This is a genomic window from Caballeronia sp. KNU42, assembly GCF_053760385.1.
In genome coordinates this window covers 548,311-562,424 of the sequence record NZ_CM132388.1, presented here as the reverse complement: position 1 = coordinate 562,424, position 14,114 = coordinate 548,311, and the positions used below count along the sequence as shown (strand labels likewise).

General features: G+C 59.6%; 12 protein-coding genes. 5 read left to right on the top strand and 7 right to left on the bottom strand.

The window, feature by feature from the left end:
* Positions 1-13: 13 nt before the first annotated feature.
* From argE to ACSOSP_RS02435, 3 genes are all read left to right on the top strand, one after another.
* Complete coding sequence (argE, locus tag ACSOSP_RS02445) at positions 14-1,246, top strand: acetylornithine deacetylase (RefSeq protein ID WP_455309363.1); 1,233 nt, start codon at positions 14-16, stop codon at positions 1,244-1,246.
* A 15-nt stretch (positions 1,247-1,261) separates the two neighbouring features.
* Complete coding sequence (locus ACSOSP_RS02440) at positions 1,262-1,552, top strand: nucleotidyltransferase family protein (RefSeq protein WP_455309362.1); 291 nt, start codon at positions 1,262-1,264, stop codon at positions 1,550-1,552.
* 87 nt (positions 1,553-1,639) lie between these two features.
* Positions 1,640-2,653 (top strand): threonine/serine dehydratase, encoded by a 1,014-nt coding sequence (locus ACSOSP_RS02435; protein ID WP_455309361.1) that lies wholly within the window; start codon positions 1,640-1,642, stop codon positions 2,651-2,653.
* Between the two features lie 12 nt (positions 2,654-2,665).
* Here ACSOSP_RS02435 and ACSOSP_RS02430 read toward each other — a convergent pair whose 3' ends face one another.
* From ACSOSP_RS02430 to ACSOSP_RS02415, 4 genes are all read right to left on the bottom strand, one after another.
* Positions 2,666-3,484 (bottom strand): ABC transporter permease subunit, encoded by an 819-nt coding sequence (locus ACSOSP_RS02430; protein ID WP_455310819.1) that lies wholly within the window; start codon positions 3,482-3,484, stop codon positions 2,666-2,668.
* Complete coding sequence (locus ACSOSP_RS02425; RefSeq protein ID WP_455309360.1) at positions 3,484-4,407, bottom strand: ABC transporter permease subunit; 924 nt, start codon at positions 4,405-4,407, stop codon at positions 3,484-3,486. Before ACSOSP_RS02425 ends, ACSOSP_RS02430 begins: the two co-directional genes overlap by 1 nt.
* Positions 4,404-5,603, bottom strand: a complete 1,200-nt coding sequence (locus tag ACSOSP_RS02420; protein WP_455309359.1) for an ABC transporter ATP-binding protein — start codon at positions 5,601-5,603, stop codon at positions 4,404-4,406. The genes ACSOSP_RS02425 and ACSOSP_RS02420 overlap by 4 nt, the downstream gene beginning before the upstream one ends.
* A gap of 181 nt (positions 5,604-5,784) precedes the next feature.
* Positions 5,785-6,864 (bottom strand): polyamine ABC transporter substrate-binding protein, encoded by a 1,080-nt coding sequence (locus ACSOSP_RS02415; RefSeq protein WP_455310818.1) that lies wholly within the window; start codon positions 6,862-6,864, stop codon positions 5,785-5,787.
* Between the two features lie 928 nt (positions 6,865-7,792).
* Between ACSOSP_RS02415 and ACSOSP_RS02410 the strand changes: the two genes are divergently transcribed.
* The gene (locus ACSOSP_RS02410) at positions 7,793-9,007 is read left to right on the top strand and encodes a phospholipase A (protein WP_455310817.1); all 1,215 of its coding nucleotides are present in this window, start codon (positions 7,793-7,795) and stop codon (positions 9,005-9,007) included.
* 64 nt (positions 9,008-9,071) lie between these two features.
* On the top strand, positions 9,072-9,275 hold the full coding sequence (locus ACSOSP_RS02405) for a DUF1289 domain-containing protein (protein WP_097262484.1): 204 nt from the start codon (positions 9,072-9,074) through the stop codon (positions 9,273-9,275).
* 183 nt (positions 9,276-9,458) lie between these two features.
* Here ACSOSP_RS02405 and ACSOSP_RS02400 read toward each other — a convergent pair whose 3' ends face one another.
* From ACSOSP_RS02400 to thrC, 3 genes are all read right to left on the bottom strand, one after another.
* The gene (locus tag ACSOSP_RS02400; protein WP_455309357.1) at positions 9,459-10,616 is read right to left on the bottom strand and encodes an NAD(P)H-dependent flavin oxidoreductase; all 1,158 of its coding nucleotides are present in this window, start codon (positions 10,614-10,616) and stop codon (positions 9,459-9,461) included.
* A gap of 234 nt (positions 10,617-10,850) precedes the next feature.
* Positions 10,851-12,443, bottom strand: coding sequence for an ABC-F family ATPase (locus ACSOSP_RS02395; RefSeq protein ID WP_455309356.1), 1,593 nt, complete (start codon positions 12,441-12,443; stop codon positions 10,851-10,853).
* A gap of 219 nt (positions 12,444-12,662) precedes the next feature.
* On the bottom strand, positions 12,663-14,108 hold the full coding sequence (gene thrC, locus ACSOSP_RS02390) for a threonine synthase (RefSeq protein ID WP_455309354.1): 1,446 nt from the start codon (positions 14,106-14,108) through the stop codon (positions 12,663-12,665).
* Positions 14,109-14,114: the final 6 nt, after the last annotated feature.

The window sequence follows — 14,114 nt, the reverse complement described above, 5'->3', positions numbered from 1 at the left end:
CAAGGAGAGCGTCATGTCCCAGATCGCTGAATCAACGGCTTCCGTCGCGCAAACACCCTCTTCCGATTCGGGGCCGGCGTCGTTGCCGTGGATCAAGAAGCTCGTCTCCTTCGATACCGTCAGCCGCAACCCGAACATGGGCCTGATCGAAACCGTGCGCGATGAATTGCGCGCCGCCGGGCTGGAAAGCACGCTTACCACCGATCCCTCCGGCAAATGGGCCAACCTGTTCGCGACCGTGCCCGCGCACGATGGCGCGACGAACGGCGGCATTGTGCTGTCGGGACATACGGACGTGGTGCCGGTCGATGGCCAGAAATGGGACAGCGATCCGTTCAAGCCAGAGATTCGCGATGGCCTTTTGTACGGTCGCGGGACGTGCGACATGAAGGGGTTTATCGGCGCATCGCTGAGCTTGCTGCCGAAGATGCAGGCCACGAAACTCGCACGGCCGATCCACTTTGCGCTTTCCTTCGATGAAGAAGTCGGCTGCGCCGGCGCACCGCTGATGATCACCGACCTGCAAAAGCGCGGCCTGCGTCCCGATGGCTGCATTGTGGGCGAGCCGACCAGCATGCGGCCGATCATCGCGCATAAGGGCATCAACGCGTACAACTGCTGCGTGCGCGGGTTCGCCGCGCACTCATCGCTGACGCCGAAGGGCTTGAACGCGATCGAATATGCCGCGCGGCTGATCTGCTACATCCGCGACGTCGCCGATGAATTCCGCGCGCAAGGCCCGTTCGACGAACAGTACGACGTTCCCTTCACGACCGCGCAGACCAGCACGATCAGTGGCGGCAACGCGATCAACACGGTGCCAGCGGAATGCAATTTCGCGTTCGAATTCCGCAATTTGCCGACGCTCGATCCTGAGCCGATTTATCAGCGTATTGAGAAATACGCTCGGGAAGAGTTGTTGCCGAGGATGCAGAAGGAACATGCAAACGCAGCAATCGAGATCTCGAAGATTGCTGCGGCGCCTGGACTCGATGCGTCTGAGCAAGCCGCGATCACGCAGCTTGTGCGCGCGCTGACCGCTAATCAGGAAAAGCGCAAGGTGGCTTACGGGACGGAAGCGGGTTTGTTCCAGCTTGCAGGCGTGCCGAGTATTGTGTGCGGGCCGGGGAATATCGAGCAGGCGCATAAGGCGAATGAATACGTGTCGCTGGAACAGCTTGCGGCGTGCGAAGCGTTTTTGGGCAAGTTCATTCACAGCATGTCGGTTGAAGCGCAGGTGCGTTGATTTAAGGAAAACTGAGTGAAACCTTCAGCCGCTCTTGATCTCAAACGTGACACGGTTCGCGCAACGGTAGGCCGCTTCCGCGCGGCGAACCCGCGCGTGTTCGGCTCGGTTTTGCATGGCACCGATCAGGACGGCAGCGACCTGGACTTGCTGGTCGATGCGTTGCCCGGTGCAACACTATTTGACTTGGGCGGCTTGCAGATGGAACTGGAAGACATGCTTGGCGTAGCGGTCGATTTGCTCACGCCGGGCGATTTGCCTTCGAGGTTTCGGGAGCGCGTGCTAGCCGAAGCGGCGCCGGTATGAGTGAAGGCGCTCGTGTGCGCCTTCAGTTGCATAAGAATCGAATTTGTTGCTCCGCGTCATCAATCGTTACGCCGTCAACCACTACCCATGTCCACCGCCCATCACTCCGATAACACCATCGACGGCACGCCGATTCCCACACTCGACGATATCGCCGCCCAGCACATGACGCTCTCGCCGTGGGTCGCGCGTACGCCCACCTTCGAGCGTCACGACTTCCCCACGCTGGAAGGCACCCCGGTCAACTTCAAGTTCGAACTGCTGCAAGTCGGCGGCACGTTCAAGACGCGCGGCGCCTTTTCGCATCTGCTCGCGCTCACCGAAAGCGAACGCGACGCGGGGGTGACGTGCGTATCGGCGGGCAATCACGCGGTGGCGGTCGCGTATGCCGCGATGCGGCTTCGGATCAGCGCAAAAGTCGTGATGCTCAAGACTGCCAGTTCAGCTCGCCTGGCGCTTGCCCGTCGTTTCGGCGCGGAGATTGTGATGGCGGAAAACGGCGCGGAAGCGTTCGAGATCGTGCGCCGCATCGAAGCCGAGGAAGGCCGCTATTTCGTGCATCCGTTCAACAGCTATCGGACGATCGTGGGCACCTCGACACTCGGATACGAATGGACCTCGCAGGCGCCCGATCTGGACGCGGTGATCCTGCCGATCGGCGGCGGTGGACTGGCGGCGGGAGTGTCGCTGGCGTTCAGGCTCGCGAATCCATCGATCCACGTGTATGGCGTTGAACCCGAGGGCGCCGACGCCATGGGCCAAAGCTTCGCCGCCAATCACACCGTGAAAATGGGCGCGATGCATAGCATTGCGGATTCCCTGATGGCGCCGCACACCGAAGACTACAGCTACGAACTGTGCAGACGGCATATCGACCGTCTCGTGACCGTATCTGACACCGAGCTGCGCCACGCGATGCTGCATTTGTTCAACGAGCTGAAGCTGGCAGTCGAACCGGCGTGCGCCGCGGCAACCGCCGCATTGCTCGGACCGTTACGCGAGACCTTGCAGGGAAAACGCGTCGGGGTCTTGCTGTGTGGCACGAACACCGACGCAACAACGCTCGGCAAACATCTCGCGATGGCGGCTCAAGACGACTGAGTTTGGCCGGGTCTATAAAACATTCGTCAACCGCTTGCGCTCGCTGCGTTGCATGAAGTAGTTCGCGGCGATCACACCCACCGTCACGAACGCGATGAACAACGTCGCGAGCGCGTTCATCTCGGGATTCAAGCCGAGCCGGACGCGCGAAAACACGATGAGCGGCAGCGTAGTCGATCCCGGTCCCGACAAGAACGCGGATAACACGAGATCATCGATCGACAGCGTGAACGACAGCAGCCACCCGGCCACCAGCGCCTGCGATATCAGCGGCAACGTAATGGCGAAAAACACGCGCAATGGCGTCGCGCCCAAATCGAGCGCGGCCTCTTCAAGCGACGGGTTCAATTCCCTGACCCGCGATTCCACGATGATCGCGACGTAGGAAATACATAGCATTACGTGGCCGATCCAGATCGTGAAAATCCCACGCCCTGCCGGCCAGCCAAATACTTTCGCCATTTCCACAAACAGCAGCAACAGCGAAATCCCCTGGATCACTTCGGGTATCACGAGCGGCGCGTTGATCATGCCGGCATAGAGCGTGAAGCCGCGAAACCGCCCCATTCGCGCCAGCACGTAGCCCGCCCACGTCCCGATCACCACCGACGCGCATGCCGTGAACACGGCAACTCGAATCGATAACCACGCGGCATTGATCAGTTCTTCGTCGTGCAATAACGCCGCATACCACTTCAGTGAAAATTGCGTCCATACGGTCACGAGCTGCGACTCGTTGAACGAATACACCACCAGACTCACGATCGGAATATAGAGAAACAGGAATCCGAGACCGAGAAACGTGAACCGGAGCGAGCGACTGGGTTCAATCATCGCTTTTCCTCCAGTTGCTTTGCCTGGTAGTACTGGAACAACGCCATCGGAACCAGCAGCAACAACACCATTGCACAGGTGACGGCGGAAGCCATAGGCCAGTCGGCGTTATCGAAGAACTCATTCCACATCACGCGGCCGATCATCAGGGTGTCCGCGCCGCCCAGCAATTCCGGGATCACGTATTCGCCCACCGCTGGAATAAACACCAGCAGGCAGCCCGCGATAATCCCGTTCTTCGACAACGGCAGCGTGATCTGCAAAAACGCCTTCCACGGTTTCGCGCCAAGATCGTAGGCAGCTTCGAGCAGCGTGAGATCCATCTTCACCAGATGGGCGTAAAGCGGCATCACGAGAAACGGCAGATACGAATACACCATGCCGATATAAACCGCGATATTCGTGTGATACAGCTCAATGGGCGAATGAATCATCCCCGTCCACATCAGGAAGTTATTCAGCAAACCGTTGTTCTTCAGAATCCCGATCCACGCATACACACGAATCAGGAACGACGTCCAGAACGGCAGCATGACGGCCATCATCAGCAGATTGCGGGTCGCCGGATTCGAACGCGCGATGTAATACGCCATCGGATAACCGATCAAGAGGCATAGCAGCGTGGACACGCCCGCCACCAGCAGCGAATTCATGTAGGTGGCGAAGTACAGGCTGTCGGTCAGCAGAAACGCGTAATGCGAGAAATCGAGCGCGATACTCAGCACGCCGTCTTTCATCGCCGTCAATTCCGTATAAGGCGGAATGCCGAGACGCGAATCGGAGAAACTGATTTTGACGACCAGCAGGAACGGCACGAGGAACAGCAACACGAGCCACAAATACGGCCCGAAGATAACCGCCGTCCTGCCCGACAGGCCGAAGCGTTGCTTGAGAAAACTGAGTAAAGGCAGCGTCTTCATGCCGTGAGCACCACGCCTGCCGACGCTGTCCAGCGCACGAAGACTTCGTCGTCCCAGGTGGGCGAATCGATCTGGCCAATCGCGAGGCTCGACAGGTTCGCCACGACCACCTTGCCGCTATCCAGCTTCACGTGATACAGCGTGTAGCCGCCCATGTAGGCAATGTTCGCGATGGTGCCGTGGCCCCAGTTGTACGCACCGTCGGGCGGCTTGCGCGTCAACGCAATCCGCTCGGGCCTGACCGAGATGGTGACCGGCATGCCGAGCGGTCCCGTGATGCCGTGGTTCACGTACAACCGCGACGGCAGCTCCGCCGTTTCCACGAACACGTGATCTGGTTCGTCTTCCACCACGATGCCGTCGAACAGATTCGTCGAACCGATGAATTCAGCGGTGAAGCGGCTGTTCGGATATTCGTAGACCTCGTGCGGCGTGCCGATCTGCACGATCTCGCCTTCGCTCATGACCGCGATCCTGCCGGCCATGGTCATCGCTTCCTCCTGATCGTGCGTAACCATCATGCAGGTCACACCGACCTTGTCGAGGATATTCACCAATTCGATCTGCGTGCGCTGGCGAATCTGTTTGTCGAGCGCGGACATGGGTTCATCGAGCAACAACAGCTTCGGACGCTTGACCAGGCTGCGGGCCAGCGCCACGCGCTGCTGCTGGCCGCCCGACAACTGATGAGGCTTGCGCTGCGCATACTTCGCCATCTGCACGAGCTCGAGCGTCGCGTGCACGCGCTCCTTGAGTTCCGCGCCACGCACGCCCTCCTGCTTGAGCCCGAACGCCACGTTCGATTCCACCGTCATATGCGGAAACAGCGCATACGACTGGAACATCATGTTCACCGGCCGGCGATACGGCGGCATGCTCGCGAGATCCTCGCCATCGATCACGATTTGCCCCGACGTGACCGACTCCAGCCCCGCGAGCATGCGCAGCAAGGTGGACTTGCCGCAGCCGGAACTGCCGAGCAGCGCGAACAACTCGCCTTTTTTCACCGACAGGTTCACGCCTTTCACTGCAACGGTTTCGTCGAATTTCTTGACGACATCGACGATCCGCACGAAATTCTCCGCCGTCCAGTCCGGGGCCCGCAAACCCGGTTCCGGCCTGCGGCCATTGGGACCGCCCGGACTACCTTGATTGCCTGGTCCGGCGGGCACTGCGCTCGACTGCTGCTCACTCATGATCTGCTGCCCGGCTCCTGCGCTAAGCGCGTTCGTGCTGCTTTTTCCAACTTTCTTCTTTCGACGACAACGCCAGCAAAATCGCCGGCCACGAACAAAGCCCCCGGAGAACCAGGGGCTTCGCGTGTGTCAACTTCCTAATCCAATGTTGGCAACATTGGCAAGCTTACCGGAATCAGGATCAGCGTCCGGACTTCAGTTCCGTCCAGAGCCGCGTTTGCAAGCGCTGGATTTCCGGCGGCAACGGCTTGAGCAGGAACAGCGTCTTGATCACGTCTTGCGGCGGGTACACGGCCGGATCGTCGGCAACATCCTTCGATACGTATTTCCGCGCTTCCAGGTTCGCACTCGGGTAATACACCTCGTTCGTGATCGCGGCGTGAACCTGCGGCGTCTCGATGTAGTTGATCCACTCGAGCGCGGCTTCCTTGTTCTTCGCGTCCTTCGGAATCGCCATCACGTCAAACCACACCGGCGCACCGCCCTTGGGGATGTAGTACTCGACCTTGTACGGCTTCTTCGCCTCTTGCGCGCGATGCTTGGCGATCACCACGTCGCCCGACCAGCCGTAGGCGAAGCAGACGTCGCCGCCGACCAGATCGTTGATATACCCCGACGAGTTGAACTGGGTAATGTACGGGCGGATCTTCTTGAGCATCGCCAACGCGGCGCGGTAGTCGGCCGGGTTCGTGCTCATCGGATCCTTACCGATGTAATGCAGCGCGGCGGCGAACATCTGGTCGGGGGCATCGAGTACCGAGACACCGCAGGCCTTGAGCTTCGAGATGTTTTCCGGCTTGAACAGGATGTCCCAGTTATCCAGCGGCACATTCTTGCCGAGGATCTGCTGGACCTTCGTGACGTTGTAGCCAAGGCCGGTCGTGCCGTACGCCCACGGCACCGTGTACTGGTTGCCCGGATCGGCGCCCGCGACCAGCTTCATCAGGTCAGGGTCGAGGTATTTGAGGTTGGGGAGTTTGGATTTGTCGAGCGGGGCGAAGATCCCTGCCGTGATCTGCTTGCCGGCGTAGTTGCTCGTCGGCACCACGATGTCATAGCCCGAATTGCCGGTGAGCAGCTTGGCTTGCAGGGTGTCGTCGCTGTCGTAGTTGTCGTACTTGACCTTGACGCCGGTCTGCTTCTCGAAGTTCGGAATCGTGTCTTTCGCGATGTAGTCCGACCAGTTGTATACGTTGAGCTGAGTGTCTTTCGCCGATGCCGCCAGCGGCGCCGATAAAACCACCACGCCCGCGATAGCCATGGTTATCGAAACCACGCACGCCGGTATCCGTGCAGCCGCGCCCGATGCACCCGAACGCTTCGACAACCGGTCCGCCATTTTTTCTGTCATTTCAGTTTCTCCGTCCTTTCGACTTGCCGACCGTTGGTATCCCTGTCTCGATTCGCCCTTTACTCCCCTGCATGATCGAGACGATCTTTAAAAAAACGAAAACTATCATCAAAAGGGTGCTTCGCAAAAAACAATCGGCGAGTTTTGTCGCGTGAAGTGTACAAGGGCGCGTTCGACCGATGCCAGGCGCATGGGCCAATAGCGCGTCAGGCGCATTCCGCTCTCGCTGGCGTGGTTGTGCGCAGCGCTGATCGTGCTATTGAATGGCGCATTGTTGTGGCAGTTGCTCACCGATAGTTGACGGTATCAGGCGCGGGAAGGACTGCCGCTGATCTCCGCTTGCGCCGGGGAACTTGCTCACCCTGGCTTGTGCCCCGCCCGCTCTCCAAACTGTCCCGATGCTATCTCCACGCGCACGCATCCAGTGCGTTTCGACGCATTGCGCGCCTGACGAAACGAACAAACAAACCCCTCGCTCCCGCCGCCTCGCTCATCAAGCAATGAGTGAATCGATGCTGGCCGGGATCGATTTTTGCTATGCCTGCCCGTTCGACTCAGCTTTTCGAGGGTGATTCTCTCGCACGCTTACAATTTCGCATTTCGCGTATATCGCTCGCGGGTGGGCGGGATGTTATTCGCTCGGTCAGTCGCTAAACAAACGGTCGCGCACAACGCAATCGGGACGGCAAGGGACAGTGTTCCTGCGATGCGGACCCACGCCCGATGCTACTCAAGCAACAAGGACTATCGATTCATGGCCAGAGGCTTTTTGCCGTTTCTCACCCGTTCCCCCACGCTGTTCCGGCAACGCGATGTCGCGACGGCTTCCCGCCTGGCCATGCTCGTGTGTGCTATCAGCCTCGGATGGAGCAACGTCGCCCACGCCACGGTTTCAGTGCTCCAGCCCGTGCGCGAAGCTGCCGCAGAACAACCACTCGAACTGACGCTGCTCTATAGCGACGACGACGAGCAGCCGCTCACCATCGATGTCCCCAAAGCGCTCAGCGTTACGCTGACCAACGGAGATCTGCCGCCACGGCCGCTGGCGCTTCAGCGCGAACCCAACGTTCCCGACAAGCTGACGCTGCGCCCCGGCCAATATCGAAAAATTCGATATGCCGCTCCATGGCCCGACGCGGCCCGTGGTGTGATGAAGGTCGATCCGGTAGGCTTCGATTCGTCGCCCATGCTGATCACGCTGAACCGCGGTAAATCGCAGACGCAAGTGGTGGCGGCGGAGACGGCTGAGACAAAGGCCACGACACCGCAGCAACTGGCGAGCGCAGAGGCTGCGGCGAACACATCGGCCGTGCCTACGACGACGAGCGACCGTATGTTGAGCGGCCGTTTGTCGACCTTTGAGCCTATGTATTTCGCCGACGGCCAGAACGGCGATAACCTCGCGAAATTCCAGTTCAGCTTCAAGTACCGCCTGCTGTTGCCCGACGATCCCCGCTCGCGCAGCTTCCTCGACAACCTGTACTTCGCCTACACGCAAACGTCGATATGGGACCTGTCGGCTGAGTCAGCGCCCTTCCGCGATACGAGTTACGAGCCGCAACTGTTCTACTACCTGGAGAACACGGGTTGGAAAAGCTCGCTGTTTTCGCGCATGGGGGTGACTGCCGGTATTGGGCATGAGTCGAACGGCAAGGCAGGCGCGGATTCACGCGGGATCAACATCGCTTTCGTGCGTCCGAGCTGGGATTTCGGCGATATCGATTCGAACCACCTGACGATCTCGCCGAAAATTTACTACTACATCACGAAGAGCGGTAACGAGGACATCCAGGACTATCGGGGTTACGTCGATCTGCTCGTGAAGTACGGCAGTCCCGACGGCTGGCAACTCGCCACGACGCTGCGCAAGGGTACCAAAGGGGGCTACGGCAGCGTGGACGCCCAATTCACCTATCCGCTCGCCAAGCTGATCAGCAGCGCGTGGGGCGGCTATTTGTGGGTCGGGTATTTCAACGGCTACGGCGAAGATATTCTCGATTACAACCAGCGCAACCACTGGATCGCGCGGATCGGATACAGCATCGCGCGTTAAACTTAGGTCTTTTGCGCGGGCGCTGCAGTGCTCACTGCATGCCGCGCCCGACTATAGGCGTTTTATGGCATCGAACCTTCATGATTTGCCCGACAGCCCGTGCATCGGCGTCTGCTCGACCCTCTTCGACGACGTCTGCAAAGGCTGTGGCCGCATGGCCGGAGAAGTCTCCAACTGGGTCTTTCTCAGCGACGCCGAGAAACTCGCGATCTGGGAACGTATTACCCGCGAAGGCACCGCCATGCGCTTCACGCGCGACAAGGTTTGATCGGCGGGTGAGTCGCGCGTGAGGTCAGGTGCGGACAGTCTTTTGACTCCGCGGGAAGCCCCCGGAAACGCATGGTTTCTCTACCACGTCGCGCCTGACTCGCGACCGGTTTGTGGCTGACTACGAGTCGCAAGTCAACACTCGTAGCCTGGATTCCGGCCTGATCTGCAGAACTTGCGCCGTTCAAACTGCCGCCGTGGGCCGGATATCTGCGACCAGCAAGTCGAGCAATTCACGCACGCTGCGAATGGCCGATCCGAACGGCAGCGCCTCGCGCCCCCGGAAAAACAGCCCGTTCGCGCGATCTCCACGCAGGGCCGCGGCGAGACGGGTATCAATACAAAAGTGCCCGAACTTTTCGATGCCATCGCGCAAGCCACACGCCACCAGGCAATTCAAGCCCGTGGGACACTTTTGCACGCGCGAACCGATCTTGTCGCGAATCCGTTGCTCGTTGCGCATGTAGCGATCCAGCCATGGCGTTTTCACCGCACGAGCCGGCAGGCCGGTCACACTCACGAATTCGACGATGTCTTCCGGCGTTGCATCAGCGAGAATGCGCTTGAATTCGGGATGCGCGTCCCCCTCTTCGGTCACCGCGAACGCCGTGCCAAGTTGCACGCCGGACGCGCCTGCCGCCAGCCAGCGACGCACAGCCGCATGCCCGTCGATGCCACCCGCCACGATCAGCGGAATCTGAGTGCGGCCGATGCCGAGGCTATCGAAAGTCAGCATCGTTTCCTCGATCACGCGGGCGAAATCAAAACGCTCGCTGGGAATGTCCGCGACGCTTGCCACGCCGAGATGGCCGCCCGCATGCGCCGGATGTTCGATCACGATGGCATCGGGCAAACGATTCTTCTTGAGCCACTTCTTCAGTACCAGCGCGATGCCACGGCTATCAGACAAGATCGGGATCAGCGCTATATCGACGCCTTGCGTCAGGTCCGGCAGGTCCAGCGGCAGCCCGGCCCCCATGACGATAGCGTCGGCGCCGCTCTCGCACGCCGTCTGTACCGCTGCCGCATACGACGAGACCGCGCGCATGACATTGACGGCGATCATGCCGCGGCCTTCGCTAATGGCCTTCGCTGCAATGATCTCGCGCCGCAACGCTGTCTGGTTGGCGGCTTCCAGCGTTGCCTGATCCGGATTCTGTTTGCACATCTCAAGCAAGTCGGGATGGTGATGCCGCAAGTCGATGCTCGAGATTGTTCCCATTGCACCCTCCCGGGCTACGGCGCCAGCCAGCCGGTGCGCGGACACACCCACACCCATGCCCCCCTGCACAACAGGAAGCAAGGTGCGGCCACGAATGGTGAGGGGGGTAAGAGGGGTCATGAAAGGATCATCTCCAGAGTCAAAGTTTTGAGCTTGCAGGAGGTTAGACAAACACACGTTGCGTTTTATCAAGCAAGTTCGACTGTGCTGTATTTCAGTTTGCCGAACGTGCTGCGACTCCAGAAACACAAACGGCCCGCTTCTATACGAAGCGGGCCGTTTGTGTTTCTGCTTGTTTTTGCTTGTTTCTATTGCCTGACTGCTGTGTTCCGCGGGATGTTACGCGCGCGCCAGTTACTGAACGCCCTGGCTTGCGAGCAACTCCTCGTACGTGCCGCCGAAGTCGCGCAATGTACCGTCGCTCTTCACTTCAATGACCCGGTTCGCCAGACCGTTCACGAACTCCCGGTCATGCGACACGAAGATAAGCGTGCCTTCGTATTTCTCCAACGCGATCTGCAAGGACTCGATCGATTCCATGTCCATGTGGTTGGTCGGCTCGTCCATCAACAGCACGTTCGGGCGCCCGAGCATCAGCTTGCCCCAGATCATGCGGCCCTTCTCACCGCCCGAGAGCACCTTGACCGATTTCTTGATGTCGTCGGCGTTGAACAGCAAACGGCCCAATGTGCCACGGACCATCTGGTCGTCGTCACCGTCCTGACGATACTGATCGACCCAATCGGTAAGCGTCTCGTCCTTCGGAAACTCTTCGTACGTGTCCTGCGGCATGTAACCGACCAGTGCGTTTTCCGCCCACTTGACCGTGCCGCCGTCCAGCTCGATCGCGCCCTTCAGCGCACGCAGCAACGTGGTCTTGCCCGCGCCGTTCTCGCCGATGATCGCAATCCGCTCGCCCGGCTGAACGCTCAGGCTGAAGTGGTTGAAGATGGTGCGGTCGTATTTCTTCGTGATGTTGGTCGCCACCACCGCGATGTTGTGCAGCTTTTTCTCGAAGTCGAAGCGAATAAACGGGTTTTGCCGCGACGACGGCTTGAATTCCTCGATCTTGATCTTTTCGATCTGCTTCGCGCGGCTGGTCGCCTGGCGTGCCTTCGACTTGTTGGCCGAGAACCGGCGCACGAAGTCCTGCAGGTCGGCCACCTTGTCTTTCGCCTTCTGATTTGCATTCGCCTGACGCTCGCGCGCCTGAGCCGACGCCAGCATGTAGTCGTCGTAATTACCCGGATAAACCTTCAACGTGCCGAAATCCATGTCCGCCATGTGCGTGCAGACCTGGTTCAGGAAGTGTCGATCATGGGAAATGATCACCATGGTCGAGTTGTACTGGTTCAGTACGTCCTCGAGCCAGCGAATGGAGGTGATGTCCAGGTTGTTGGTCGGTTCGTCGAGCAGCAGCACGTCGGGCTTCGAAAACAGCGCCTGGGCGAGCAACACGCGCAGCTTCCAGCCCGGGGCGACGTTGCTCATGGGGCCGTTATGGTCTTCAATCGCAATGCCAATGCCGAGCAGCAATTCGCCAGCGCGTGCTTCAGCCGTGTAGCCGTCGTATTCGGCGAACTTCGCTTCGAGCTCGGCGGCATGCATGTAGTCGTCGTCAGTAGCGTCGGGGTTCGCGTAAATGGCGTCGCGCTCGGACATTGCGTTCCACATTTCCGTGTGACCCATCATCACGACGTCGATCACGCGCATGTCTTCATACGCGAACTGATCCTGACGCAGCTTGCCCAGACGCACGTTCGGCTCGAGCATCACGTTGCCGGAGCTCGGTTCCAGGTCGCTGCCCAGGATTTTCATGAGCGTGGATTTGCCGCAGCCGTTCGCCCCGATCAGGCCGTAGCGATTTCCTTCCCCGAACTTGACCGAAATGTTCTCGAAGAGGGGCTTCGGCCCGAATTGCATGGTGATGTTGGCAGTAGACAGCACAGCGCGTCCTTTTGAATGGTGTACGGCGAAAAACCTGCAATTTTAGCAGTTTTTGGGACGAATTGCGGCATTGCAGCGCAAAGCTGCACGCACGGGCGCGTACGACTCGCTCCCGGCGGTCCGCAAATGGCGTCGCGAGTGACGTCACAAATGCCGCCGCGCCGGGCGTTCCGGGTTGGCCGAATCTACCCAAATCCGCCGATGCCGCCCGTCCCGAGCCTAAATGCGCTCCGCGATATACGCCTTCACGAGTCCCGCCTCGGCCGCCAAGATATCGAATTTCTGTGGCAATTCTTCGATACCGATAAACGCCGCCGGCCGCTCCGGCTCACGCTCGAGCGCTTCGCGGATGGTTTCGCCGAATTTGATCGGCTGGGCGGTTTCCAGCACGATCATCGGAACCCCCGGCTTCAGGTTTTCGCGCGCAACCTTCAGGCCGTCAGCCGTGTGGGTGTCGATCATCGTTCCGTAACGCTCGAACACGTCGCGAATGGTGTCCACCCGGTCCGCATGGCTGCTGCTTCCCGACACAAAACCGAATTCCTCCACGCGCGTAAAGTCGCCGCTGGCCGCGAGGTCAAATCCGCCCTTTTCCTCCACGTCGCGGAACAACTGCAGCACGCGCGCGGGATCGCGGCCGAGCAGATCGAACACGAAACGCTCGAAATTCGACGCTTTCGAGATATCCATGCTCGGGCTGGTCGTGTGATACGTCTCGGCGGCTGTGCGCACGCGATAAATCCCGGTGCGGAAAAATTCATCGAGCACGTCGTTTTCGTTCGTGGCAACAACCAGTTGCTCGATTGGCAAACCCATCATGCGCGCGATATGGCCGGCGCAGACATTGCCAAAATTGCCCGATGGCACCGTGAACGACACCCGCTCGGCGTTCGACTTCGTCGCGGCGAAGTAGCCCTTGAAATAATAGACAACTTGCGCCACCACGCGTGCCCAGTTGATCGAATTGACCGTGCCGATCTTGTTGGCCGCTTTGAACGCGTGATCGTTGGAGACCGCCTTGACGATGTCCTGGCAGTTATCGAAATTGCCGACCACAGCCAGGTTGAAGATGTTCGGGTCTTGAAGCGAAAACATCTGCGCCGTCTGAAACGCACTCATCTTCTGATGCGGCGACAGCATGAAAACACGTACGCCCTGCTTGCCGCGCATCGCGTATTCCGCCGCGCTGCCGGTGTCGCCTGATGTCGCGCCAAGAATGTTCAGCGTCTGCCCCTCTTTGGCGAGCGTGTACTCGAACAGGTTGCCAAGCAACTGCATGGCCATGTCCTTGAACGCGAGCGTAGGGCCGTTCGACAATTCCAGCAGCGACACCGTGGTGCCGCCTTCCTCGCCCAGTGTTTTCAGAGGCGTGATCTGCGACGCGCTCTCGTGATGACGGACGTTGCTGTATGTGTTCGCCGTGTAAGTCCGGCGCGTGAGCGAGCGCAGATCTTCGTCGGGAATGTCGTCGCTGAATTTGCGCAGGACTTCGTAGGCGAGGTCTGCATACGAAAGCGAGCGCCACGCAGTGAGTTCTTGAGCCGTGACGCGCGGATATTCAGCGGGCAAATACAGGCCGCCGTCCTTGGCGAGGCCGCCGAGAAGGATGTCGGAGAAAGTATGGCGCTCGCCGATACCGGCGCCGCGCGTGGAGATGTAGTTCATTTCAAG